Below are 24506 nucleotides of genomic sequence, written 5' to 3' on the forward strand. Positions count from 1 at the left end.
ATTTATATGTTGCTGATGGTTCTGTTCTGCCGAAGGCACCAGGTTTACCACCAGTATACACTATCCTTGCATTATCAAGAAGGTTAGGTCAATTTTTAAGAGAAAACCTCTAACTTATTTTTTTTTCAAATGAGCAGTAATTATCGTAAAACTGGAAGAATTTACTGTTAATTCCTTATTATTTATGATTATGTAATAATTTTTTCCTTTTTTTGTCACTATACTTTTTTCATCCTTGATTAGTTCAACACATATTTTAACAACATCATTTGTTTCCAGGTTCAAATTTTTTTTGATCCTTCCAATACCTAATTCTGTAGTGTGGATTTTATCAATATTGTCCAGTAATTCCTTTTTATAATTCATGGAATCATTCCTTAAATAAGCTAAAGGTCTATTCTTGTGAAACTGTTGGCAGTTTCTTCTAAAACCGCTTTTTGATTAATTTCATCAACGACATTTTTAAAAAGGTCTAAGTCCGCATGGGTTTCAGGATATTTTGGCACTGCACTACATCCTCCATCAGGAATTATGGATACTTCATAAGTACCTATTTTTTTAGCTATTTCTTCAATTTCTATTTTATCCATACTTATTAAAGGACTAAATATAGGCATTCTGCAATGATATCGGGTTACTTCTATATTATTAAGCGTCTGTGAAGCCACTTGTCCGATACTGCTTCCATCAACAATAGCATTAGCCTTTTCTTTGCGTGCCAATATTGATGCTAGTTGATACATTCCACTTTTACACAGTATGCATGTCATTCGAGGAGGTGCATTTTGTTGTGCATGTTCTAAGTATTGTCCAAATTTTACAGAATAAACTTTTACTTCTTCACCTAAAGAATATTTTCTTAGATTATCTGCATTTTTGAGAACTTTTTCAACAGAACCATCTGTAAAAGGATAATTATCACAGTGTAATAATGTTATGGAACATCCTCTTTTCAGCATTTGGAATGCTGCTACTGGAGAATCTATTCCTCCTGAAATTAAGCAAAGAACTCTTCCTTGACTACCTACAGGTAATCCTCCCAAACATTTGATTTTTTCATAGTAAATGTATGTTTTTTCTCCTCTTACTTCCACATATAATGTAAAATCAGGATTGGATAAATTTACTTTAGCATCCGTAGTAGATATAACAACGGAACCTGCATATGCAGCCATTTCTTGACTTGAAAAGTCATGTTTTCCAACACGTCTACATCTTACTGCAAACGTATCTTTTTCCGGATTAAATTTTCCTGATTCAATAATTTCAGGTAAAATCTGATTGATTAACTCTGCAATTTTGTCTTTATCTGTTTCAGTTTCCTTAATGGGGCTGTATGATACGATACCAAATACTCTTCCAAGAACATCCCTTACTTTTTCATCTTTTTCATCAGTAATCAATGTAATTCTGCCTTGATCATTTTCAAAAGTACCTTCTAATTCACATTGGATATTTGAAATTAGTTTATTTTCAAATTTTCTCCTAATTTTTGGACTTTTTACTCCTATTTCCCCATATCTTATAAAATATTTCATATCTTTTCCCTCATAGTTTAGTAATTAATTTAGCCAAATTATCTAAGTCTTTTATTTCATAAACTTTTGCACCAACATTTTGGTAATCCCGTACACAACTTGTCGGAGTGTCCCATTTACTTTCGGGTTCAGGATTAAAAATCAAAACTTTTGAACTTTTTGTAACAATTTCCTTTAACAACATTGCACTTTCTAAAATTCCTTCTTCTCGTTTTCCTTGCCAATCTCTGCAATCACTTAATATAATAACAGTGGTTCTGTGATTAAGGTGTGCCTTGGCTAAAAATTCTTTAAAAGAATTAGCCATATCCGATTGACCATGAATCATTCCTCTTTGTATTTTTTTCAATGTTGCAGTTTCATAAGAAAGTTCATATGATTCTGTTTTTAATGCATCAGTTGTTTCAATTATTTTACTATCAAATTCAAAACATCTAATTTTATCAAATGATCGTTGAGAAGCATATATTATTGAGAAAAACCAGTTACTTATCCAATCGCAGGAACCACTTACATCGTTTAAAAAAATGTGTTTGGTTTTATTAATTTTTGGCTTAGCATAAACAATATTTATTAATTTTCCACCATTTTTTAGATTTGTACGTATAGTTCGTGGCATATTTACATTGTTTGATTTCATTAATCGTTTTCTTCTAGCTCGGCTGTTTGCAATTTTTTTACCTAATTTTCTACATAAATCTACGATTCTTTCATCAAAAGTATTCAAATGATTTATATCTGTTTTTAGTAAGTCTTTTTCATGGATTTTATTTTGTTGTAGTTCTTCAGGATTAAATTCGGGAGGAATCATTTGTTCTATGGGTATTTCACTTATTTGAGAATCTGGTAATCCCATAATATCTTCCTGTTCTATTGCAGGATCTTCAAAGGGACTGTCCGTCTGTTCTTTGGTAGTATGTTTTACCCCTTCTTCAGGTTCTGAAAATAACTCTTCAAATATATCATCAAATTTCTGTTCATCATGAGTATCCTTAATATAAACAGTTTTAAGGGCATATTGCATATCCTTTATTTCAGTAGAACCTTTCATTAAATCCCAAACATCACATGCTGTTTTAGTACTTCTAACACTTACAGCCACTCCTTCCTCTCTTAGTTGGTTAGATAATGCTACTATTCGTTCGTTAACCATATTATCTCCTGAAAATTGAATTAAATAATCCTATATTATATATTATTTTTAATTTTTTTTAATATATCATTTTTTGTATTTAATATTCTATATAAAAATTATATGTTATGTTTTAAAGATATATAATTATTAACGAGCATTGTAATAATTTACTAAAGGTTATCATATGAAGAGAGTAGTATTGTCAGGAACAGGAAGTGGTGTTGGGAAGACCACCATATCCACAGGAATAATGAGAGCTTTATCAAAGAAACATAAAATTCAATCATTTAAGGTTGGGCCGGATTATATTGATCCATCTTACCATAAATGTGCTACAGGAAACAATGCAAGAAATTTGGATTCATTTTTCATGTCTGAGGGACAAATTAGGCAATCTTTTAAACAGGGTATGGAAAAAAGTAATGCTGATTATGGGATAATAGAAGGTGTACGGGGATTATATGAAGGAATTAGTCCAGTTAATGATGTTGGTACAACTTCTTCCATCGCCAAAGCATTAAACGCTCCCGTAATTTTGATTATTAACAGTCGAAGTTTGGTCAGAAGTGCCGCAGCAATGACTTTGGGATTCAAAGCATTAGATAAACAAATTAATATTCAGGGAGTTATTTTAAACAATGTTAAAAGTCAAAAACATTTTTTAAAAACTAAGGAAGCAGTAGAAACATTGGCAAATACTCCTGTTATTGGCGGAATTATTAGGGATAAATCTATTACAATGGAACAAAGACATTTGGGTTTAATACCTGCTGTAGAAGAGGAACGTATAAAAGTATTGATTGAAAAATGGGGCGAATTGATAGAAGATAATATTGATTTGGACATGTTACTGGAAATAATGGATAATTCGCAACCAATTATAGAAGATTATGAACCTATATGGTTAAATAAGTTATCAAATGAAAAAACAAAAATAGGAATTCCTTTCGATGAAGCTTTCAATTTTTATTATCAAGAAAATATTGAAGCATTGGAAGCAAATAATGCAGAAATAGTGTATTTTAGTCCTATTCATGACGATGAAATTCCTGATGTTGATGCATTATATATTGGAGGAGGTTATCCTGAAATTTTTAAAAAAGAATTATCTGAAAATAAATCCATGCTCAGATCAGTTAAGGATTTTTCAGAAAATAACAATCCTATTTATGCGGAATGTGGAGGTTTAATGTATCTTACAAAGTCTATAGATAATTTGCCTATGGTTAATGTTTTCCCATATAAATCCGAATTAACCAAAAAAGTTCAAGGACTAAGTTATACAATAGCGGATGTAATTCAAGATAATCCTATTCAAAAAAAGGGTGAACAGTATCACGGACATGAATTCCATTATTCAAAAGTTGAATACACGGGTTCTAATAAAAATGATTTTGCATTTGAAATGAAACGGGGTGTGGGTATTACTGGAAAATATGATGGTTTACTAAAAAATAAAACTGTTGCTAGTTATATACATACGCATACTTCTTGTTTGCCTGACTTTGCATATAACTTTACACAATCTATAATTGATGGAAAATAAAAAGTATAATATAAGATATTGATGTGAAATTATGGTATTAAAAATTGGAATTATTAAAGTTGGAAATATTGGAACAACACCAGTTATTGATTTAATATTGGATGAAAGGGCAGATAGGGAAGATATTGATGTCAGAACAATAAGTTCTGGAGCAAAAATGTCAGGAAATCAGGTAGAAGACATATTACCAAAAATATTTTATTTTAATCCTGATTTACTTATTTTTATAAGTCCTAATCCTAATGCAAAACAACCAAGGATGGTTAGGGAAAGATTATCCAAAATAGATATACCGACTATTGTGATTGGTGATAAACCTGGTGAAAAGGGCATAACTAAAATGAAAGAACAAGGGTTGGGATATATTTTAATTCGTGCCGATGCAATGATAGGTGCAAGAAGAGAATTTTTAGATCCTACTGAAATGGCATTATTTAATGCAGATGTTTTAAAAGTATTATCAATAACGGGTACTTTACGTTTAGTAACTGCAGCTATAGATAAGGTCATAGGACTACTTATCGATAAAGAACCATTGGAACTTCCTGAATTGGTTATTACTGCTGAATTGGCAGTATTCAATGCCGGCTTTAAAAATCCTTATGCAATGGGTAAAGCTATGGCAGCATATAATATGGCAACATTGGTATCTGAAATGAATATTGAAGCTTGTTTCAAAATTAATGAACCTGATATGTATATTCCATTAGTAACAGCTTCTCATGAATTGATGTCCGCCGCAGCAAAATTGGCAGATGAAGCTCGTGAAATTGAAAAATCTAATGATAGTGTATTAAGAACACCTCACGCTAAAGATGGTTCTGTATGGGTAAGACAATCATTAGTTGATACTTATAAATAAAAAAAAGAGTGTAATAGGTGAATTATAATTTACCTTTTGTACTTAATATTTGGTCGTGAGTAATTTGGGTTGCACTGTTAAGTGAACGTGCTAATGCTTTAAATATAGCTTCACAGATGTGGTGATCATTATCCCCTTCTGCTTTAATATTTATGTTCATAAGACTGGTATTTGCAAAAGATTCCATGAAATGTTTAACATTTTCTGAGCTGATGTCACCAATTTTCTGATATTTAAATTCTGCATCAAAAACTGTGTAATTCCTTCCACTAATATCAACAGCAACTTGTGCTAAGGATTCGTCCATTGGTACTATACTGAAACCCATACGGTTTATTCCTTTTTTATCTTTTAAAGCTTCTTTGAAACATTCTCCAAGTAATAAAGCTGTATCTTCAACAGTGTGGTGATCATCAACATCGATATCTCCAATAGCTTTTACTTTCAAATCAAAAAATCCGTGTTTACTAAAAGATTCAAGCATGTGGTCTAAAAATTTTAATCCAGTATCTATTTTGCTTTCCCCATTTCCATCAATGTTTAATTCTATTTTTATATCAGTTTCTTTGGTTTTTCTACTTAATTTTGCAGTTCTGTTTTTAGCCATGTTAACACCCTTTTTATAGATTTAATCTTCTATTTTATATATTAATTCTTTCTTTTCAATATATTTAACTATTTTTTCAGAATATCCTTTTATTAGAGGTATTTTGTTTAAATATTGTGCAAAAAAGTTTAAATCCCTTTTTGTCAATACTTTAAGCATTATTAATGCAATTATGTAGGTAAGGCTACCTAAAATCAATCCGATTATGGATCCTATAATGCTTTTTGGAATTATTAAACAAACTAATGTTAATATAACGTTTGCGGTTAATATCAATAAAATATTTTTCCATGGGATGGAAATTTTTGTATTTTTTATTACAAAATACATTATTACTACCATTAATATGAATGTTGTTAAAGTTGTTCCTATGGCAGCTCCAATAATTCCTTTGTTATAAACTAGTACTGCATTTAAAATAACATTCAACGCAGTACCTAATAGTAAAATAATCATAGGTAATCTTGGATTGCCTGTTCCTTGCAATATGCTGCTACAAATCATATAAATACTATAAAATGACATTCCTATAACTAATATACTTAAAACACCTGCACCTGGTGTGTATACGCTACCGAATAATAATGTAATAATTGGAGTACTAAATACACTAATTAAAACACATAAAGGTAATACGGTTAATATGCTATATCTTAAACAATCAGTTACATATTCTTGTAGTAATTTATGATTTTTTAAAGCATATGCCTCTGCAGTGGCAGGTAAAAGAACTGTTGAAACTGACAAGGATATTACTAAAGGAATTCTTGATATTGGATCTGCAGCATTATAAAAACCTACGTCGGTAGACAACATAAAATATCCAATAACTAATGTTCCAACATCGTAGATGGCCATCTCTGATAATGCAGTTATTGCAACAGGTACTGCAAAACGAATCAACATCCATAATAATTTCATTTCTTCTTTAAATGTTAAGTTCAAAGAGTCCTCTGAATAAAATAATGGACTAATGTACTTTTTATACAATACTACTGCGGTAATGGCGGATACTATAAAACCAAAAGCACTACCGAGAACAGCACCCATAGCATATAAACCGGCATAAACAAATACGCAAGCAAATACAATAGTTGCCACTTGTTCTGCTAGTCTATTGTAAACTGTATACTCATTTTTATATACTCCCTGGAAAGCTCCTCTCATTGCACCTACAACGACACTAAATGGAGTAATTAAACAAACAGCTCTTAATGGCCACACAACTAACGGTTTGTGAAAAATGTTGTTAGCAATAAAGTCTGAGGAGAATAATAATATTATGCTGAGTAGTATTGCCATTAATACCATAAATTTTGTTGCGGTAAGTATGACCTGTCGCGTTAATGCTTTTTCATTTTTAGCATTGTATTCGGCAACATATTTTGATATTGCAGGGGGTAACCCTCCAGCAGAAATGATTTGGAAAATACCCTGAAATGGTAATGTCAAACCATATAATCCATAACCTTCGGGTCCTAACATTCTACTCATTAATAATCTATTAATATATCCTCCTACTCTAAACAATAGATTACCAATTAGTAAAATAAAACTATTTTTAAGTACTTTATTTGACATGTTATTCACAAAAACTTTTAATTAAAATAAAATGTTTATATCAGTTTAGAAAGATATAATTATATAGTTTAGTATTTATTTAATGCTAATTAACTAGTTTATGGTTGATTGTTATGAATTATAAAAAATTAGATATTTTTTCACCAGTGGTATTTGTTTTATTGCTAGTTATTTATCTTGTTTTCTCACAAATAGCTTTTCATTACCATTTAAAAGAGTTAGTTGGTATTAATATTAACACAATTTACATAATATTTTTAGGTTTGTTGTTTTATCTTGTAGGAATTTATTTTTCACACTATTTACTTAAAAATAGGGATTTTTCTCTGGATAAAAATAAAATAGAGAAAATCTTTTCTGAAAAAATTGTTTTATCACTTGTTATATTGGGTATTTTATTACAGGTATTAAATCTACTGTATTTGGGTGGAATACCATTATTCAGTGGTTATCTTAAGGCACATGCTGCTACTAGGATATGGTTATTGTCTTACTTGATATTCTTACCTTCAATTAATATTTTGATGGCAAAATACAACAATAAAAAATATTATCTCTTATTTATGGTAGGATTAATCCTATTTGTATTTACAGGTTATAGAACAACAGTTATGGCTATTGTTATCAGTATGCTTATTACTTTGTATTATACTATGGATTTAAAATGGAAATATATTGTCTTATCTGTAGCTGCCATATTTGTATTGTTATTAATAGTTGGGTATGTTGCTGTAAAATCCATTGAATGGCAAACTTGGACTTTAAGTCCTTTACAATTATTATTTTATAGGGCAGGTTATACATTACAAGTATTGGATCGTGCAGTATTATTGCAGGGAAGTACAAATGGACAATTATTATATAATACATTAATGGGTTTCTTTAAATCTACTGATCCTAGAGTTATTGTTGGTTCGACAACATTAGGTTATGCTCATTCAACTACTTCCATGATATTTGGTCCTGCATTGCTTGATTTTGGATTATATGCTATGCTGATTCAAATGTTTGTATTGGGTGCAGTAATGAACTTTATCTATATGGTTCAACGTTCACTTGGAAATATATTTGTAGCATTGTATGCAATATTGCTTGCACATGTATTTATCTGGATAGAAACTGGGCCAACGGATTTAGTTGTATTGCTTTTCTTCCTAATTACATTAATACTTATAGGTTATTCTGTTACAATAAGGAAGGGGGGTGTGTAGATGAATATAGCAGTAGTTGCAGAAACAGCACCAGCAAAAACATTAATTCCAGTTATTGAGAAATTAAATGATAATATAATATCGTTAACTCATAGTGAAGGAGCTAAAAAATTATTAAGTCCGTATAGTTCAAAAGTTTTATCAATTGGGGAAGGTAGAAGAAATACCACGACTAAACGTAGTGATTTAACTATAGGTCGATTGGTCTTACAAGATACTCTACGCACTCATAAAGCTCTTAAATCTAATGATGTGGATATGGTCTTAACCTGTGGAAATGCAGGGGATGTTAGAAAGGGTATTGCTGCAGCAAAAAAATTAAAAATTCCTAAAATACACATTGAACAGGATTTATATAATCCTATTGAGATGATTGCTTATGCAGATTTAATTACAGTACCAAATAAGCATGCCCAAAAATTATTGAAAAAAATGTATGGAATACATAATACTGTTAACATTAAAGGATATCCTCAAGCAGAATATGTTAATAGAGTTCCCATCATGAGTAAAGATGAAATTTACAGACATTATGGGGTTAATGATTTTTATATTTTATTCTTGGGTGGAGATACAAGAGCTTCAGATATTCCTAAAATTATACAGGAAGTTCAAAAATTGGATAAAATCATTTTAATAATTCCATATCGTTTTGAAGCAACATCTATTAGTCAATTTGTTACTAGAAAAGGTGTTTATATAATTGATGGGTATGTTGATTTAATCAGTTTAATGAATGCATCACAGGGAGTTATATATTGTGCTGGAATGGGTGTAACAATAGAAGTGGGGGCACTATCCATTCCTTCAGTAAAATTATTGGGATTCCACACGGAACATGCAAGCAATGATTTGGCTCAATCTTTGGGAATAGATGTTATATCTGCATATGATATACAGTATGCAGTTGAACATATGAGAAAACCTCATGGTTCCAGATTAATTAAAAACGGTATCAAAGCAAGCATCAAAGTGGCTGAATTAACCAGGGATATGAATATGTTTGATACTGAACAGGGTGGTAGAAAAAGCATGAAATTAATCTGGGATCAGAGAAAACAATATAGATAAATTCTCTTTTTTTCTTTATTTTTAATTATTTTGATTTTAAAAAAAGTAAATGGGGTTTATTATAATGCGATAGGCCCATTACCTGGGTCTGAACCATATAATAAATCACAAATTTCGTATAATTGGTCAATACCTCTTACTTCATGTGATTGTAACGGTATTTCTGCAATAATTTGATCTCCAAAGGTTTCTTTTATAGTTTCTAAACGTTTTTCTTGTATTTCTCGTCTAGCCTTACAAAATTCACAATGGTTGTTGTCTGGCTGTATTTTGTTAACGATAATTCCATCAGTACTCATATTGCATTTATGTAATGCATCCATTGCGCGACTTGATTCATATATTGACATTTCTTCTGGGATAAGTACTGTTTTGAATGAAGTTCTTTTAGGGTCTGTGAGTACTTCTCTAGCTCTTAAGATTTGTTCTTTTGTTCTGTTTAATTCTTCCATTTCTTCTTGGTTTTCTTCATCAGAACCCATGAAAGGTATAATATTTTTAAGTTTATTTGCCATTTGACCTAATTGAGTTCTGGTTTGAATTAATTTTCCCATCCAGGAATCCATCATTTCAGGGAAAGATAATAATCTTAATGTATGTCCTGTTGGTGCGGTATCAAAAATTACAACATCATATTCCTCACTATTCATATATTCCATGAATTTTTCAAATGAAGCAACTTCATCAATACCTGGTGATGAACTCATTATATCAAATTGATCTGAAAACATACTTAATGCATCGTTATATTTTTGTTGTTGATTCATTTTTTCTTTATATTCTTCCATAGCTTTGTCCGGATCAATTTCAATTGCTTCTAAATTTTGTGTAATTGGTGTTGGGACATGTTTAATAATTCTATCAAATGAATCACCTAATGAATGTGCAGGATCTGTTGAAATAATTAATGTTTTTTTATTCATTCTTGCACACCATAGTGCTGTAGCAGCAGAAACGGTTGTTTTTCCTACTCCTCCTTTTCCTCCAATAAAAATAAAGGTTGTGCTTTTTTTATTAAATTTAACTAGGTCTGTAAATGCCATGTTTTTCATCCTCTTTAAGTTTATATGGTTTTTTTTACATGTTTTTTATATTACTTTGAATATTATTATATTATCATTTTAATTTAATAAACTTTTGTTATTTTAATATTTTCATTAATTTTATTATTGATAAAAAAGAGATTTAACATTAATAAAGTGATTGGAAGAGTATATTATGATAGATTTACCTAATTTTGATGCAAACATTTTTATCGAAAATGTATGTGGGTTTATAAAAGAAAAAGTTCAAAATGCAAATTGTAATGGTGTAATATTAGGTTTGAGTGGAGGAATAGATTCAGCGGTAGTTGCGTATTTGGCTGTTAAAGCTTTGGGAGCTTCAAATGTTAGGGGGTATATTCTTCCATCAAAAACAACATCCGAACAAGATTTAACTGATGCCAAATTAGTTCAAAAGGAATTGGGTATTGATGGTGGATTGATTTGTATAGAAGATTTTTATAATGATTTTTTAAAACGATGTAATGTTGATAATCTTCCTGAATCAAATAATAATTTAGCATCTGCAAATGTTAAACCAAGATTACGTATGACTATTCTGTATTATTATGCTGCCATTTACCATTGCCTGGTAATAGGAACTGGAAATAAAACAGAACTAAATGTTGGTTATTTTACAAAATATGGGGATGGTGGTGTTGATTTATTACCAATCGGTGACTTATTTAAGGAAGAGGTTGTTCAGGTAGCAAAAGAATTGGGTGTTCCTGATTCTATTATAGAAAAGCCACCAACTGCTGGTTTATTGCCTAATCAAACAGATGAAACTGAACTGGGTATGACTTATCCAGTATTGGATAGATTATTATATTTGTATCTTGATGAGCATTGTAATGCAGAAGAAATATCTGATAAATTGGATTTAAATATATCAGAAGTTAATCGAATACTTAAATTGAATGAAATATCTGAACATAAAAGAAAATCTGCTCCAATATTTAAAAAGTAATTGGGGAAACCACTCTTTTTTTTTATTTTTTCTATTAAAATAATTAAATTAAAATAATGTTATTGACATAAATATTAATATTATAAACAAGTAATTATTTTCATTTTATAATCAAATAACTAACAGGGAGTTTAATCTATGGTTTCTGAATTAGAAAAGAAATGGCAAGAAAAATGGCAAGAAGAAAAATTATTCGAATCAAATCCTGATGATAGGAAAAAAATGTATGTAACAGTAGCATTCCCTTATCCAAGTGGGGCAATGCACGTAGGACACGGTAGAACATATACAGTTCCTGATGTCTATGCTAGATTCAAAAGAATGCAAGGTTTCAACGTACTATTTCCAATGGCTTGGCACGTAACCGGGGCACCGGTAGTAGGTATTGCAAAAAGAATTGAAAGACAAGACCCATGGACTTTGGACATTTATAAAAATGTACACCAAGTTCCAGAAGACGAATTGGCTAAATTTGTTGATCCTGAATATATTGTAAAATATTTCAGTTCAGAATATCATGATGATATGACTCATATGGGATATTCTATTGACTGGAGAAGAGAATTTAGAACAATTGATCCACACTACAAACAATTTATCAGATGGCAAATCAGACAATTAAAAGATAAAGATTTAATAAGAAAAGGATCACACCCAGTAAAATATTGTCCATCAGATGAAAACCCTGTAGGAGACCATGATTTATTAGAAGGGGAAGGTGTAGGAATTAATGAATTAACTTTGATTAAATTCCCATGTGGTGATGATTTCTTAGTCGCCGCAACATTCAGACCAGAAACATTATATGGAGCTACAAACTTTTGGTTAAATCCTGATGAAGAATATGTACGGGTAAAATATAATGATGAAAAATGGATAATCAGTAAGGAATCATTTGGAAATATTATTCATCAAAAAGAATCAATGGAACTTATTGAAGATGTTGATCCTAAAGAGTTCATTGGACAATATGTAACAAATCCTTTAACAAACGATCCATTACCAATATTCCCAGCATCTTTTGTAGATCCTGATTATGCAACAGGAGTAGTATTTTCAGTACCTGCACACGCACCAGCAGATTATATTGCATTAGAAGACATTAAAAACAACAAAGAATTAATTGAAAAATACAATTTACAAGAACAAATCGATAACATAAAAATCATAAGTCTTGTAAACTTAAAAGGATACTCTGAATTCCCAGCAAGAGACTTCCTTAATCAGTTTAATGTTCAAAATCAGGACGATGAAAAACTCAAAGACGCAACCAATGAAGCTTATAAAACTGAACATGCAAAAGGTATAATGAATGAAAACACTGGCGAATTTGAAGGTAAACGTGTTGCGGATGTTCGTGATGATGTAATTGAAAAATTACTCAACGAAAACATAGCAGATAAATTATACGAATTTGCAGAAAAACCGATTATCTGTCGTTGTGGAACAAAATGTGTTGTTAAGGAATTAGATGATCAATGGTTTGTTAAATATTCTGATGAAGAATGGACTAAAAAAACATATGAATGTCTTGACCAGGTGGAAGTAGTTCCAAAAGAATTAAAAGCAAACTTCGAATACTATTTGGGCTGGTTGGAAGATTGGGCTTGTTCAAGAAGATTAGGTCTTGGTACACATATGCCATGGGATGAAAAATGGTTAATAGAGCCGTTAACTGATTCAACAATTTACATGTCATATTATACCATTGCAAAATATATGAAAGATATTAATCCTGAAGATTTAAATGATGCATTTTTCAACAAAGTATTCTTAAATCAGGACGGTGCAAATGATGGTTCAATTAATAAAATAGATCCTGAATTAACTGAACAAATACAAAAAGAATTCAACTACTGGTACCCATTAAATTGGAGATTATCAGCAAAAGATTTGGTTGGAAATCATTTATCATTCCATATGTTCCACCATGCAGCTATTTTCCCTAAAGAATATTGGCCAAAAGGAATAACAGTATTCGGTATGGGATTATTAGAAGGACAGAAAATGTCCTCTTCTAAAGGAAATGTAATTTTATTGAGTGAAGCAATAGATAAATATGGTGCAGATACAGTAAGACTATTCTTAATGTCTTCAGCAGAACCATGGCAAGACTTTGATTGGAGAGAAAAAGAAGTTAATGGTATTCAAAGAAGATTGGAATTAATACAGGAATTCCCTGAAAAAGTTGAATCATTAATTGGAGAACCTTTAAAATTATCATTGGAAAATGAAATACCAACAGTTGAAAAACCAATTAACAAATGGATTATTAGCCAAATAAATCAAAAGATTGGTGATGCAACTGAAGCATTGGAAGGATTCCAAACAAGAAAAGCATTACAAGCAGGTTTGTTCCTTTTCAGAAAAGATGTGGATTACTATCTTAACAGAATTACTTCAATTGAACAGGAAGAAAAAGATACATTAACATATATTGTAAACACTTGGATTAGATTATTATCACCATTTGTTCCTTATACTACTGAGGAAATATGGGACAAATATAATGATGATGATATTTTCATGTCTTCAATTGCATGGCCTGAAAAAGATGATTCTGTAATTGATGCAAATATTGAAAAGAGTGAAGAAATAATTCAGGACTTAGCTAAGGATATCAAAGAAATTATAAAAATAACAAAAGCTAATCCTGAAACAGTACATTTGTACACAGCTCCTGATTGGAAATATAAAGTATATGACATAGCTCAGGAAGTTGGAAAACCTAATATAGGTGAAATAATTGGACGTGCTATGAAAGCAAACTTGCATGACAACAAAAAAGAATTATCTAAATTTGCTACTAAAGCAGGAAAATCATTTAATAAAATTAATTATGTTGGAAAAATTGATGAAGTTTCAATAATTGAAGATGCTAAGGACTATTTAGAAAGCGAAATCAATGCAAAAATAGAAGTTTATGATGAACCAACATATGATCCACAAAATAAAGCAGTAAATGCGGCACCATATAAACCTGCAATATTCTTAGAATAAGACTTTTGTCTTATATCTATTTTTTTTAAGAAAGAAAAACGAAAAATTTAATATTAATAACTAATAAAAATACTAATAGTATTTTATAACATATTATTTTTAATATGCCTTGGTAGTGTAGCGGATATCACGAGGGACTGCGGATCCCTTTACCGGGGTTCAAATCCCCGTCAGGGCATTATTATTATTTTTAAACTATTTTTTAAAAAGATTATTATTTTTTATATTTATTTTTAAATAGAGCTTTATATTACTTTTTACATAATTATTTACTATACATTTAAAAACTACATGGATGAATTTTATGGTAAAAATAGGAATTTTAGAAGTTGATGGTGTTCTAACATTATACGAACATTTTGGACATTTACCAACAAATGTTGTTAAGGCTGATGGAAAAATAGAAAATGGAAAAAAAGCTCATGAAGAATTAGATGGTTTGATAATTCCTGGTGGAACTATCATGGAATCAGAATCATTAACTCCTGAATTGGCTGAAGAAATAAATTTAATAAATGATAATGACGGATTTATCTTAGGAATGTGTGCCGGTTTTCAAATTTTAGGTAAAGAAACGGATGTAGGTAGAAATTCACCGGTACCAATTATACGTGAAGGATTAGGATTACTTGACGTAACTTTTGAACCATTAATCAACACAAATAAAGTGGAAGCAGATGTTGTTGATGATACAACATTATTTACAAAAGGCCTCAAAGATACTACAGTAACAGGTTTTCATTGTCATACATATGGGAAAATAGAATCAAATGATAAAAATGTAATGTATTCCAATATCGTAAGGGCTAATTATAAACATAAACCTTCACGTGTTTTATCAGGAGTATCAAATAAAAAAGGAAATATTCTGGGGACTACTGTTCATGGATTATTGGATAATAATCCTGCTATCGTAAACAATATTTTGGATTATTTGGATGCAACAAAACAATATGATGAAATAATTGCAGAAAACAAAAAGCTTCATGAGAAAGTATTTAATGAGATTGCAGTTAACACCAATAATTTCTATATTCCAAAAAAAGAACATCCGGAAGTCCCTCCAATGATAATGTTGATGGGTACCGGTTCCGAATCCGGAAAAACATTTTTAGCAAGTGGAATCGTTGGAGCTTTACGGGAAAGAGGAATTCATACTTATGTAGTTAAAGTAGGTCCTGATATTCGTGATTTATCACCATCATTATACATGAATAAAGAAAAATTACATGATTATGCTTCAATAAAAATAGGTGACATAGGTTGGACTCCATTGGATGAAGTAATTGAACAAGTCAAAGGAAAAGGTTATGATTTGGTCTTGGTTGAAGGTGTTATGAGTGCTGCAACTGGTTTACTTAATGAAAAAGTACCTTATTCAACTGCTGAAATAGCATATGCAGGTAATATTCCTGTTATAATGGTTTCAAGTGTAAGTAAAGGTGGTATAGAAACTGCTGCAATAGATATAGAAGCACATATTAAATTACTAAATAAGATGGATATAAAAACTAAAGGAATAATTTTAAACAGAACTTATGATGAAAAAATTGTTGCTCATGTAACCGACTTTTTATCAGATAAATCAGGAATAGATAAAAATAATATTTGGAGTATTACTAAAGCAAAAGTTGAGAACAAGGGTCGTGTTCCTGAAGATTATCTTCAATTGGAAAACTTTACAAAAGCAGCCAAAGATGTAGTCAATAAAGATTTGGATGTAATGAAATTTGTTGAATTGGCTGAAATTCCTAAATTTAGAGATTATTTAACTTTTAATGAAATTGTAGATATATATAAAAAATAGTTTTAAAAGTAGGTACTAAAGAATTAATTGAATTCTTTAGATTTTTTTTTCGAAAGATTATATTTCATCTTTAATTGATTCCAATTTTTTTTCAAGCGTGTCTTGTTTGATTATCATGCCCAATATGTTTGATAAATTTAGCATGTTGTCAACTACTATTACTCCTTTAGCTTGAAGGAGTGTGTATGTTGTTTTAATACTTGAAGCAGGTATATCAAATGTTTCTCCTTTTATCGTTTGCCATTTTGTTTCGTATTTGGTGTCTTGGCTTTGATTTCTGTATAATTTAACTTCTTTCGGATATGCTTCGATAATAGTTTCATCTTTTTGAACAATTGGTTCTGTTATTTTCTTTTGTTCAATAGTAGATATCTGAACTATTCTTTCGTGTGGTATTATTTTTAAGTATTGATTTTCTCCAATTTTTCTTAACATTGATTTAGTCACAGTTGCACTAGTAACCAGTTCATAGTCGTTTGCCATTGTATCCCTCCCGGAATACGTTATACTCATTCATCGCTCTTGTTAATGCTATTAAATAACTGTTATATCAATAGTAATTAACACTTTTAATATATTTACTTCTATTTTTTATGTTTAATATAGTTTTTAATAAAGATTTCTTTAATTATCAATAGATACTCTCACTTGTGTATTATCGTTTAAGTTCATTTTTTCTCTTAATCTATTTTTTGCTACGAATTCAATTGTATCTATTTTATGAACAGTTTTTGTTGGAAACAATATCGCACCTTTTTCAGAAATACTTTTATCTATTGTGCAGATGGTGGCTTCTAAAAAATAGACATCTCCTAAATTTTCATTACCGTTGATGATTTTAAGTTTTTCATTATATTTTTCTTTAAGATTTATTTCAACATCACTTTTTAATTTAATATTCAGTGTTCCATTATATGGCATAAAACCTAATTTTTCTTGATACTGTTGTTGATAAACATCTTTTTGCATGAACTTTCCTGCTTTTTGTAATCCTGAAGTCACAACTCCTATGAAATTTAACATTGATATACACACCTTGTAATATATTGTAAATCTTTTTACATATTTTTTAACTATTGATAATTATATTATATTTTGATAAACATAAATAATAATAGTAATTTATATATAAAAACTGAATTCAATAATTTTTATCAATAATTAATAATTTGAAAGGAGTAATTTAATGAGTATACGTATTGCATTACCTTCTAAAGGACGAATTAGTGGGCCTGCAGTAGAAATTTTAGAAAAAGCAGGTATAGGATTAATAGACAATTCAAACAGAAAATTATTTTCACAAACTTTTGATCCTGAAATAACAGTAATGTTCACAAGAGCAGCAGACATACCAGAATATGTAAAAGATGGTGCTGCAGATATCGGAATTACAGGTTATGATTTAGTAAAAGAAAAAGTAGCTGATGTTGAAATATTGGAAGATTTAAAGTTTGGACATACCCGCCTTGTTATTGCAGCTCCTGAAAATTCAGATTTTAAAACAGTTGATGACTTAAAATCAGTTAAAACAGTAGCAACAGAATTTCCAGAATTAACTAAACAATATTTTAATGAAAAAGATATTCCTGCCAAAATATTCTCACTATCCGGAGCAACAGAAGTAGCTCCATTAATTGGGGTGGCAGATGTAATAGCTGATTTAACAAGTACTGGAACAACACTTAAAATGAACCATCTTCGAGAAATAGATACCATTATAGAAAGTTCGGTAGTGTTGATTGCCAATAAAGATAGTCTTAAAAATAACTATGAAAAAATAGAAGCAATAAAAACAGGTATTGTTGGTGTAATTCAGGCAGAAGGTAAAAAATTAATAATGGCAAATGTAAAAAAAGAAGATCTTCAATCAGTTAAAGAAGCAATGCCTGGATTAGGTGGCCCTACTGTCTCTGAAATATATGGTAATGAAAACATAGTGGCAGTGCATTCAGTAATTTCTGAAAAAGATGTTTTCCATACTATAAATAAATTAAGAATTTTGGGCGCAAAAGACTTGTTGGTACTACCAATTGAAAGAATATTGGAATAATTGAAATACTTGATTAATATGAAATATATCAGATATAAAACCTCAAATGAAGAAGAATATGTGGGAATAATTGAAAATGAAAAAATTTATCGTCTAAAATATTCATCAATTATTGAAGCAATTTCACATCAGGACTCTTTTAAGGACACATATCAACAGAATCAACATGATTTAATTGAGGATGTTAAAATCTTGGTTCCTGTTAACCTAACAAAAGTTGTATGCGTTGGATTGAATTATAAAGATCATGCAAATGAATTGGAGATGACTCTTCCTTCAGAACCACTTCTTTTCATGAAACCAGCATCCAGTGTTATATCTGCTGGGGATACTATTATTTATCCTGAAGATACACAAAAGTTGGATTTTGAAGCGGAACTGGGAATTGTCATTCTTTCAGAAATAAATAGACATAACAATGATGCTTTTGAAATAGCATACACTTTAATTAATGATGTCACTGCAAGAGATCTTCAAGAAAAAGATGGTCAATGGACTAGATCTAAAAGTTTTGATACATTTTGTCCTGTAGGACCTGTTGTTGTTACGGATATTAACCCATCAAATCAGAGGATTTATTCAAAAGTTAATGGTGAAATTAAACAGGATTCAAATACTAAAAACATGATTTTTTCACCAGAACAGCTGGTAAAATATATTTCAAATATTATGACATTGTGTCCTGGTGATTTAATAGCTACTGGAACACCGCCTGGAATAGATCATTTAAATAAAGGGGACACAGTAACCATAGGAATAGAAGAAATAGGAATTTTAGAAAATTATGTAGAATAAGGGGGCAAAATAATGGATATTACAGAATATACTTGTGATGTATTGGTTATAGGTTCTGGTGGAGCAGGATGTAAATGTGGTATCGTTGCAAGTAAAAATGATCAGGATGTAATCATTGTTTCCAAAGGTTTAACCTTTAAATCAGGATGTACGATGTTGGCAGAAGGAGGATATAATGCAGTATTTGGTTATGTTGATGAAGCAGATTCTCTGCAATTACATATATTGGATACACTAAAAGGTGGAGCATTTTTAAATGATTTACATTTAGTTCATGAATTGGTTCTAGAATCTCCAAAAAGACTAATAGAACTGGAATCTTATGGATGTTTATTTGACAGACAAGAAGATGGAAGATTAAATCAAAGAGCTTTTGGTGGACAATCTTGTCGTAGGACTTGTTTTAAAGGAGATCAAACAGGTCATGAAATGATGTTGGGTTTAAAAGAAGAAGTTATTCGGGAAGGAGTAAAAACTCATTCAGAAGTCATGATTACTAAGTTACTTTTCGATGAATCTCATTCAAAAATAGTTGGAGCTATGGGAATATCATTAGCAGACTCTTCTTTTGTAGTATATCATTCCAAAGCAACAGTTATTGCTTCCGGAGGTTGTGGTTGGTTGTATCCGGTAACATCAAATGCTGTTCAAAAAACTGGTGATGGTATAGTAATGGCTTATGATGCTGGTGCTGACATGATGGACATGGAAATGGTTCAATTCCATCCGACAGGAATGGTAGCCCCAAAATCACGCAGAGGTGTATTAATCACAGAAGCAGTTCGTGGAGAAGGTGGTCATTTAATTAATACTGATGGTGAACGATTCATGATAAACTATGATCCAAGGGAAGAATTAGCTACAAGAGATATTGTTGCACGTTCCATTTATACTGAAATTCAAGAAGGACGAGGAACCGAAGATGGTGGTGTTTATCTTTCAGTAACACATTTACCTGAAGAACAAGTACAAACAAAATTACATACTATGGTTCAGCAATTCAAGGATGTGGGTGTGGACATAATCAATGAACCTATGGTGGTAGCACCTACAGCTCATCATTTTATGGGAGGAATAAGAATTGATGGAAACTGTGAATCCAATGTCAAAAACTTATTTGCAGCTGGAGAAGCTACTTCCGGAGTACATGGAGCAAACAGGTTGGGAGGAAATGCATTAGCTGATACTCAGGTATTTGGTAATATAGCCGGAGTTCAATCTTCAAAACGTGCTCAGGAAACAGAACTTGAAAATCCTGACGAATCCGAAATTAAGGCAGAAATAGACAGGATTAATGGTATATGGTCTGAAGGTACATTTAATCCTGAAGACATTAAAAATGAGATTAAAGAAATCATGTGGAATCATGTTGCAATTGTCCGTGATGAAGAAGGTTTATTAAAAGCACAAGATGAATTAAATGCTCTTGAAGAAAAAACCAAGGATATGAACGTAAAATCATTTAAGGAATATAATAATAACTTAATCACGGCTTTAGAAGTAATAAGTATGATAAAACTTGCAAAATTAATAGTGAAATCTGCATTACTCAGAAAAGAAAGTAGGGGTGCTCATTACAGAATAGATTATCCTGAGAAAAATGATAAGGAATATTTAAAAAGTTTTGTACTTAATAAAAATGGTGAAGTTTCCACAATAAAACGTGGATTGTTTGACGATTAGTTGTTATTTAAAAAAAAATATGATGTGTTAACACATCATTTTTCCTAATTTTTACTAAAGTTTTTTTTTGGAGATTATATGTTTTCTAATGCACTCATTGTACTTAATATTTTATGATCTTCTTCTGGTTTTGCTTGTAACTGTAATCCTACAGGAATACCATCCACATCACCTGCTTTCATACTACTTGCAGGTATACCTGTAATATTTGCAAGTACTGTTAAAATATCATATGCGTACATATCCATAGTTTCAATTGTTTCCCCAATTTTATGTGGTAATTTTGGTACTGTAGGTCCTGCTATTACATCAACGTCTTTTAATAAATCATTGAAGTCATTACGTAATAATGATCTTGCCTGTAATGCTTTATTGTAATATTTTCCACTGAACTCTTTTTGACTTATGTAAGAACCAATCTGTATTCTACGTGCAACTTCAGGTCCACATACTTCTTCTATTCTTTCTCCATATTTACGACCATCGTATTTTCTTGTTGCTGAGAAGAATTCAACATAATTAATTAAGTAGTATGTTGGTAACCCTAAATCAATATCTTCAAATGTTAACTCTTTAATCTCTGCACCTAAATCAGATAACTGATCAATGGAATTATTTATAACACCATCAATTTTTTCATCGGTTACTTCCATAAATTCTTTAACAACACCAACAGTAGTATTTTCAAGGGAGGTATTTGTAGTATCATCAATAAATGGTGTAAACTCTTTGTTTATTGTAGTTGTATCATAAGGGTCATAACCAGCAATAACATCTAACATTAATGCTAAACCTGTAGTATCATTTGCAAACGGACCTATTTGATCTAAACTCATAGCTAAATCAAGTAATCCTTGTCTTGATACCATACCATAAGTAGGTTTGAATCCCATTACTCCACAGTGTGATGCAGGGTTTCTGATTGAACCACCGGTATCTGAACCTAAAGCAATATCACACATATTGGCTGCAACAGCTGCTGCTGAACCTCCACTGGAACCTCCAGGGATATGTCCTAAAGCATTAGGGTTATTTGTAGGTCCATACATTGAAGTCTCTGTGGAACTACCTGCTGCAAATTCATCCATGTTTGTTAATCCAATAATAACTCCATCTTCATCTAAAATTCTGTTTATAACAGTAGCATTGTAACTTCCCTGATATTCTTTAAGTGTAGGTGAAGCTGCAGAAATAATTAAATCTTCAACATTAATGTTACACTTTATTCCGATAACTAGTCCTGCTAATTTTCCAGTTTTTTCACCATTTTTTATTCTTTCATCAATATCTTTTGCAATTTTTTCTGCACGTGCTTGGTCTAATTCGACAAATGCATTAATCTCTTCATTTTTTTCTTCAATAACACTATACATTTGTTCTAAATTTTCGGTTGCAGTTAAGTCTTGATTTTTAATTGCTTCTACTTTTTCTATTATTTTCATGAATTCACCTTAGTAAAAATTATTGAATTTTTAATATGTATCTATATATGTTTAAACCGAGTATTATAATTTTTTAATATTTTTTTTCGAAAAAACTTTAAATTTATATGTATTGAAAAATATATACTATATTATTAACAGGTTGTGCTTAAATTTTAATATGTGATAAATAGTCTTATACTCACAGTCTATTTTCTAACATTTTATTATTTTTTAATATAAAGTGCTTCTTGTTATAATTGTAAATATATTTATAAATTATTTAGAAACATTAAAAAATAACAATGTTGATATTTATAAACATTAAACAAACATTTGAGTTTTAAATGAAATAATTTAAAACCCATATAATAATATTATTATAAAGGTGAACAAATGGATCTTATAGAAAATTTAAAAGCAGCATTAAATGGCGAAGAAGTAGAAAAAGTACCAGCAATCAGTGCAACTGCAGCAGCAGTTGAAGAAGCATTCCCTGGAGCAGAAGTATCCTGGCCTTCCGCTCACCAAGATGCTCAAGAAATGGCAAGATTAGGTATTTCATTACACAAACAAGCAGGATTAGAATGTGCAAGAGTACCTTTCGATTTAACCGCAGAAGCAGAAGCATTCGGTTGTACCGTTGACTTAGGTGGTATGGAAGCAACTCCAACATTAAAATCACACGCACCATTTGATGATGTAGAAGATTTAGAAGTGCCTGATGACTTTGCAAACCAAGGTAGATTACCAGTTATCACAGAATCTATCGAAATTCTCAAAAATGAATACCCAGAAGTACCTGTAGTAGTAGGTATGGCAGGTCCATTCACATTAGCAGGTCACTTATTAGGTGTAGAAGACTTAGTAAAAATGTTAAAAACTGACAGTTTCGTAGTAGAAGATGTAGTAGAAGTTGCATTAGATGCACAAACTGAATTAGTAGAAGCATTCAATGATGTAGGCGTAGATGTAATTTGTGTAGCAGATCCTACTTCATCTCCAGAATTATTAAGTCCTGATGACTTCTTTGACTTTGCACAACCAGCATTAGAAGATTTATCAGATGCAATGGATGCTGACAGTATTCTCCACATTTGTGGTAACTCCCTCCCAATTATGGAAGGTATGTTAACCAGTGGTTACAGTGGAGCTTCATTCGAAGAAGCAGTAGATGTAGAAGAAGCAAGAAAAATACAAGAAGCTGAAGGTTCAGATACAGTATTAGTAGGTAACATTTCTACAAGTCAAACTTTATTCAGTAAACCAACCGATGAAGTAAAAGCTGAAGTTACTCGTGCTTTAGAAAAAGGTATCGATGTATTAGCACCTAGTTGTGGTATTGCACCTAAATCACCTTTAGCAAACTTACAAGCATTTGTAGAAGCTAGAGATGAATTTTATCAATAAGTAGATTAAGTCTACTTATATATTTTTTTTTAAACTTTTTTTAATGAACTATTTTTTATTGAAACTGTTTTTTCACATTATTTGTATTACTTCAGTAATAATTTTAATAAAAATCAATTTATGAACATAATACAAGTAAGTATTATTTTCCTTTTAAAACTATAAATTAATTTAATTAAACTGTTTTATTAAGATTAACATTTTTATAATGGGCTATTTTTGAAAAATTATGTTAGTATTTCTTGTATTTGATTATAACATTTTTTAAAATCTTTTTTTATAAAGATGTATCAAGTATTTTTAAGCAAATATAAAAGTTACTTTAGTCATTTTCAAGTATTTAGTAATAAAAGTTGGGTATATATTATATATAAATCAAGCTTAAAGTATTAACTATGTGGGTATAAGATTAACAAAAAAATTTTCAGTGGTGAAATTATATGTCAAGAAAAGCATTTACAAAAATGGTAACAGAATCAGCAGACGATATGTTATTTGGGGAAACTAAAAACCCTGTAAAATTAGGATTAGGCCAAGAAGCAGGTAACGGTATGGTATATCCAAACATTAAAGTTGCACCTGCAGAAGGTTCAGAAGAAAGTATTGATGGATTAGTAGCAACTTCTAAAAACATTGCATTCGCAGCATGTCAAAGAGTAGCTGACATCGGTTTACCAGCAATACAAATAGAAATGGAACACGTACAACAACAATCTATCAGCAAAGAAGCATCCGAAAGATGTACAGCTGTAACCTGGGAACAACTCGAAGAATTA

General features: G+C 30.6%; 21 protein-coding genes and 1 tRNA gene. 13 read left to right on the forward strand and 9 right to left on the reverse strand.

Features of this window, described 5'->3' with window-relative positions; all coding sequences use genetic code 11:
- Positions 1-114 precede the first annotated feature (114 nt).
- The 3 genes from QZZ11_RS02390 to QZZ11_RS02400 are packed head-to-tail and all read right to left on the reverse strand — an operon-like array spanning position 115 to position 2691.
- Complete coding sequence (locus tag QZZ11_RS02390; RefSeq protein ID WP_292473241.1) at positions 115-366, reverse strand: DUF3781 domain-containing protein; 252 nt, start codon at positions 364-366, stop codon at positions 115-117.
- Between the two features lie 20 nt (positions 367-386).
- On the reverse strand, positions 387-1538 hold the full coding sequence (gene thiI / locus QZZ11_RS02395) for a tRNA uracil 4-sulfurtransferase ThiI (protein WP_292473244.1): 1152 nt from the start codon (positions 1536-1538) through the stop codon (positions 387-389).
- A 10-nt stretch (positions 1539-1548) separates the two neighbouring features.
- A complete protein-coding gene (locus tag QZZ11_RS02400) occupies positions 1549-2691 on the reverse strand; it encodes a VWA domain-containing protein (RefSeq protein ID WP_292473246.1) in 1143 nt (380 codons plus the stop codon).
- Between the two features lie 166 nt (positions 2692-2857).
- On the opposite strand from QZZ11_RS02400, the gene cfbB reads away from it, so the two are divergent.
- Both cfbB and QZZ11_RS02410 read left to right on the forward strand, forming a co-directional pair.
- On the forward strand, positions 2858-4219 hold the full coding sequence (cfbB, locus tag QZZ11_RS02405; RefSeq protein WP_292473248.1) for a Ni-sirohydrochlorin a,c-diamide synthase: 1362 nt from the start codon (positions 2858-2860) through the stop codon (positions 4217-4219).
- Positions 4220-4250: 31 nt separating this feature from the next.
- On the forward strand, positions 4251-5081 hold the full coding sequence (locus tag QZZ11_RS02410; protein ID WP_292473250.1) for a F420-dependent methylenetetrahydromethanopterin dehydrogenase: 831 nt from the start codon (positions 4251-4253) through the stop codon (positions 5079-5081).
- A 22-nt stretch (positions 5082-5103) separates the two neighbouring features.
- On the opposite strand, the gene hisB is transcribed toward QZZ11_RS02410, so the two are convergent.
- Positions 5104-5688: an imidazoleglycerol-phosphate dehydratase HisB gene (gene hisB, locus QZZ11_RS02415; RefSeq protein ID WP_292473252.1), complete on the reverse strand. Its 585-nt coding sequence runs from the start codon at positions 5686-5688 to the stop codon at positions 5104-5106.
- A 21-nt stretch (positions 5689-5709) separates the two neighbouring features.
- Entirely contained in the window at positions 5710-7269 is a 1560-nt protein-coding gene (locus QZZ11_RS02420) for a flippase (protein WP_292473254.1), read from the reverse strand.
- A gap of 113 nt (positions 7270-7382) precedes the next feature.
- Here QZZ11_RS02420 and QZZ11_RS02425 point away from each other — a divergent pair, with 113 nt between their 5' ends.
- Together QZZ11_RS02425 and QZZ11_RS02430 are read left to right on the forward strand one after the other, a co-directional pair.
- Positions 7383-8480 carry an oligosaccharide repeat unit polymerase family protein gene (locus tag QZZ11_RS02425; RefSeq protein ID WP_292473256.1) on the forward strand — a complete coding sequence of 366 codons (1098 nt, stop codon included), beginning with the start codon at positions 7383-7385 and terminating at the stop codon, positions 8478-8480.
- Positions 8481-9551 carry a hypothetical protein gene (locus QZZ11_RS02430; protein ID WP_292473258.1) on the forward strand — a complete coding sequence of 357 codons (1071 nt, stop codon included), beginning with the start codon at positions 8481-8483 and terminating at the stop codon, positions 9549-9551.
- A gap of 59 nt (positions 9552-9610) precedes the next feature.
- Here QZZ11_RS02430 and QZZ11_RS02435 read toward each other — a convergent pair whose 3' ends face one another.
- A complete protein-coding gene (locus tag QZZ11_RS02435) occupies positions 9611-10594 on the reverse strand; it encodes an ArsA family ATPase (protein ID WP_292473260.1) in 984 nt (327 codons plus the stop codon).
- A 175-nt stretch (positions 10595-10769) separates the two neighbouring features.
- Between QZZ11_RS02435 and QZZ11_RS02440 the strand changes: the two genes are divergently transcribed.
- The 4 genes from QZZ11_RS02440 to QZZ11_RS02455 all read left to right on the forward strand — a co-directional run bounded on the left by QZZ11_RS02440 (position 10770) and on the right by QZZ11_RS02455 (position 16371).
- Positions 10770-11564: an NAD+ synthase gene (locus tag QZZ11_RS02440; RefSeq protein ID WP_292473262.1), complete on the forward strand. Its 795-nt coding sequence runs from the start codon at positions 10770-10772 to the stop codon at positions 11562-11564.
- 138 nt (positions 11565-11702) lie between these two features.
- On the forward strand, positions 11703-14564 hold the full coding sequence (leuS, locus tag QZZ11_RS02445; RefSeq protein WP_292473264.1) for a leucine--tRNA ligase: 2862 nt from the start codon (positions 11703-11705) through the stop codon (positions 14562-14564).
- 106 nt (positions 14565-14670) lie between these two features.
- Positions 14671-14742 (forward strand) — tRNA-Arg (locus QZZ11_RS02450).
- A 126-nt stretch (positions 14743-14868) separates the two neighbouring features.
- Positions 14869-16371: an AAA family ATPase gene (locus QZZ11_RS02455; RefSeq protein WP_292473266.1), complete on the forward strand. Its 1503-nt coding sequence runs from the start codon at positions 14869-14871 to the stop codon at positions 16369-16371.
- 57 nt (positions 16372-16428) lie between these two features.
- On the opposite strand, the gene QZZ11_RS02460 is transcribed toward QZZ11_RS02455, so the two are convergent.
- Positions 16429-16854, reverse strand: coding sequence for a hypothetical protein (locus QZZ11_RS02460; RefSeq protein ID WP_292473268.1), 426 nt, complete (start codon positions 16852-16854; stop codon positions 16429-16431).
- Positions 16855-16995: 141 nt separating this feature from the next.
- Positions 16996-17394 (reverse strand): CTP-dependent riboflavin kinase, encoded by a 399-nt coding sequence (locus tag QZZ11_RS02465; RefSeq protein ID WP_292473270.1) that lies wholly within the window; start codon positions 17392-17394, stop codon positions 16996-16998.
- 163 nt (positions 17395-17557) lie between these two features.
- Between QZZ11_RS02465 and hisG the strand changes: the two genes are divergently transcribed.
- From hisG to tfrA, 3 genes are read left to right on the forward strand one after another with little or no spacing between them, the layout of a single operon-like run.
- Positions 17558-18421, forward strand: coding sequence for an ATP phosphoribosyltransferase (gene hisG / locus QZZ11_RS02470; RefSeq protein WP_292473271.1), 864 nt, complete (start codon positions 17558-17560; stop codon positions 18419-18421).
- Between the two features lie 18 nt (positions 18422-18439).
- On the forward strand, positions 18440-19216 hold the full coding sequence (locus QZZ11_RS02475; protein WP_292473273.1) for a fumarylacetoacetate hydrolase family protein: 777 nt from the start codon (positions 18440-18442) through the stop codon (positions 19214-19216).
- Positions 19217-19228: 12 nt separating this feature from the next.
- Complete coding sequence (gene tfrA / locus QZZ11_RS02480) at positions 19229-20899, forward strand: fumarate reductase (CoM/CoB) subunit TfrA (RefSeq protein ID WP_292473275.1); 1671 nt, start codon at positions 19229-19231, stop codon at positions 20897-20899.
- Between the two features lie 74 nt (positions 20900-20973).
- On the opposite strand, the gene gatA is transcribed toward tfrA, so the two are convergent.
- Complete coding sequence (gatA, locus tag QZZ11_RS02485; RefSeq protein WP_292473277.1) at positions 20974-22341, reverse strand: Asp-tRNA(Asn)/Glu-tRNA(Gln) amidotransferase subunit GatA; 1368 nt, start codon at positions 22339-22341, stop codon at positions 20974-20976.
- 375 nt (positions 22342-22716) lie between these two features.
- Between gatA and QZZ11_RS02490 the strand changes: the two genes are divergently transcribed.
- Entirely contained in the window at positions 22717-23730 is a 1014-nt protein-coding gene (locus QZZ11_RS02490) for an MtaA/CmuA family methyltransferase (protein WP_292473280.1), read from the forward strand.
- 440 nt (positions 23731-24170) lie between these two features.
- A partial coding sequence (locus tag QZZ11_RS02495; protein WP_292473282.1) for a methyltransferase MtaB domain-containing protein occupies positions 24171-24506 on the forward strand: 336 nt, incomplete at its 3' end.

Origin of the sequence: Methanosphaera sp. (assembly GCF_016282985.1) — an archaeon.
Taxonomy (GTDB): domain Archaea; phylum Methanobacteriota; class Methanobacteria; order Methanobacteriales; family Methanobacteriaceae; genus Methanosphaera.

What these genes read in the sequence shown, in the direction of transcription:
- QZZ11_RS02410 (WP_292473250.1), top strand. Translation starts at nt 4,251, where the DNA reads ATGGTATTAAAAATTGGAATTATTAAAGTTGGAAATATTGGAACAACA.
- QZZ11_RS02435 (WP_292473260.1), bottom strand. Translation starts at nt 10,594, where the DNA reads ATGGCATTTACAGACCTAGTTAAATTTAATAAAAAAAGCACAACCTTT.
- thiI (WP_292473244.1), bottom strand. Translation starts at nt 1,538, where the DNA reads ATGAAATATTTTATAAGATATGGGGAAATAGGAGTAAAAAGTCCAAAA.
- leuS (WP_292473264.1), top strand. Translation starts at nt 11,703, where the DNA reads ATGGTTTCTGAATTAGAAAAGAAATGGCAAGAAAAATGGCAAGAAGAA.
- hisB (WP_292473252.1), bottom strand. Translation starts at nt 5,688, where the DNA reads ATGGCTAAAAACAGAACTGCAAAATTAAGTAGAAAAACCAAAGAAACT.
- QZZ11_RS02490 (WP_292473280.1), top strand. Translation starts at nt 22,717, where the DNA reads ATGGATCTTATAGAAAATTTAAAAGCAGCATTAAATGGCGAAGAAGTA.
- QZZ11_RS02475 (WP_292473273.1), top strand. Translation starts at nt 18,440, where the DNA reads ATGAAATATATCAGATATAAAACCTCAAATGAAGAAGAATATGTGGGA.
- hisG (WP_292473271.1), top strand. Translation starts at nt 17,558, where the DNA reads ATGAGTATACGTATTGCATTACCTTCTAAAGGACGAATTAGTGGGCCT.
- cfbB (WP_292473248.1), top strand. Translation starts at nt 2,858, where the DNA reads ATGAAGAGAGTAGTATTGTCAGGAACAGGAAGTGGTGTTGGGAAGACC.
- QZZ11_RS02440 (WP_292473262.1), top strand. Translation starts at nt 10,770, where the DNA reads ATGATAGATTTACCTAATTTTGATGCAAACATTTTTATCGAAAATGTA.
- QZZ11_RS02425 (WP_292473256.1), top strand. Translation starts at nt 7,383, where the DNA reads ATGAATTATAAAAAATTAGATATTTTTTCACCAGTGGTATTTGTTTTA.
- QZZ11_RS02430 (WP_292473258.1), top strand. Translation starts at nt 8,481, where the DNA reads ATGAATATAGCAGTAGTTGCAGAAACAGCACCAGCAAAAACATTAATT.
- QZZ11_RS02460 (WP_292473268.1), bottom strand. Translation starts at nt 16,854, where the DNA reads ATGGCAAACGACTATGAACTGGTTACTAGTGCAACTGTGACTAAATCA.
- QZZ11_RS02455 (WP_292473266.1), top strand. Translation starts at nt 14,869, where the DNA reads ATGGTAAAAATAGGAATTTTAGAAGTTGATGGTGTTCTAACATTATAC.
- tfrA (WP_292473275.1), top strand. Translation starts at nt 19,229, where the DNA reads ATGGATATTACAGAATATACTTGTGATGTATTGGTTATAGGTTCTGGT.
- QZZ11_RS02465 (WP_292473270.1), bottom strand. Translation starts at nt 17,394, where the DNA reads ATGTTAAATTTCATAGGAGTTGTGACTTCAGGATTACAAAAAGCAGGA.
- QZZ11_RS02400 (WP_292473246.1), bottom strand. Translation starts at nt 2,691, where the DNA reads ATGGTTAACGAACGAATAGTAGCATTATCTAACCAACTAAGAGAGGAA.
- QZZ11_RS02390 (WP_292473241.1), bottom strand. Translation starts at nt 366, where the DNA reads ATGAATTATAAAAAGGAATTACTGGACAATATTGATAAAATCCACACT.
- QZZ11_RS02420 (WP_292473254.1), bottom strand. Translation starts at nt 7,269, where the DNA reads ATGTCAAATAAAGTACTTAAAAATAGTTTTATTTTACTAATTGGTAAT.
- gatA (WP_292473277.1), bottom strand. Translation starts at nt 22,341, where the DNA reads ATGAAAATAATAGAAAAAGTAGAAGCAATTAAAAATCAAGACTTAACT.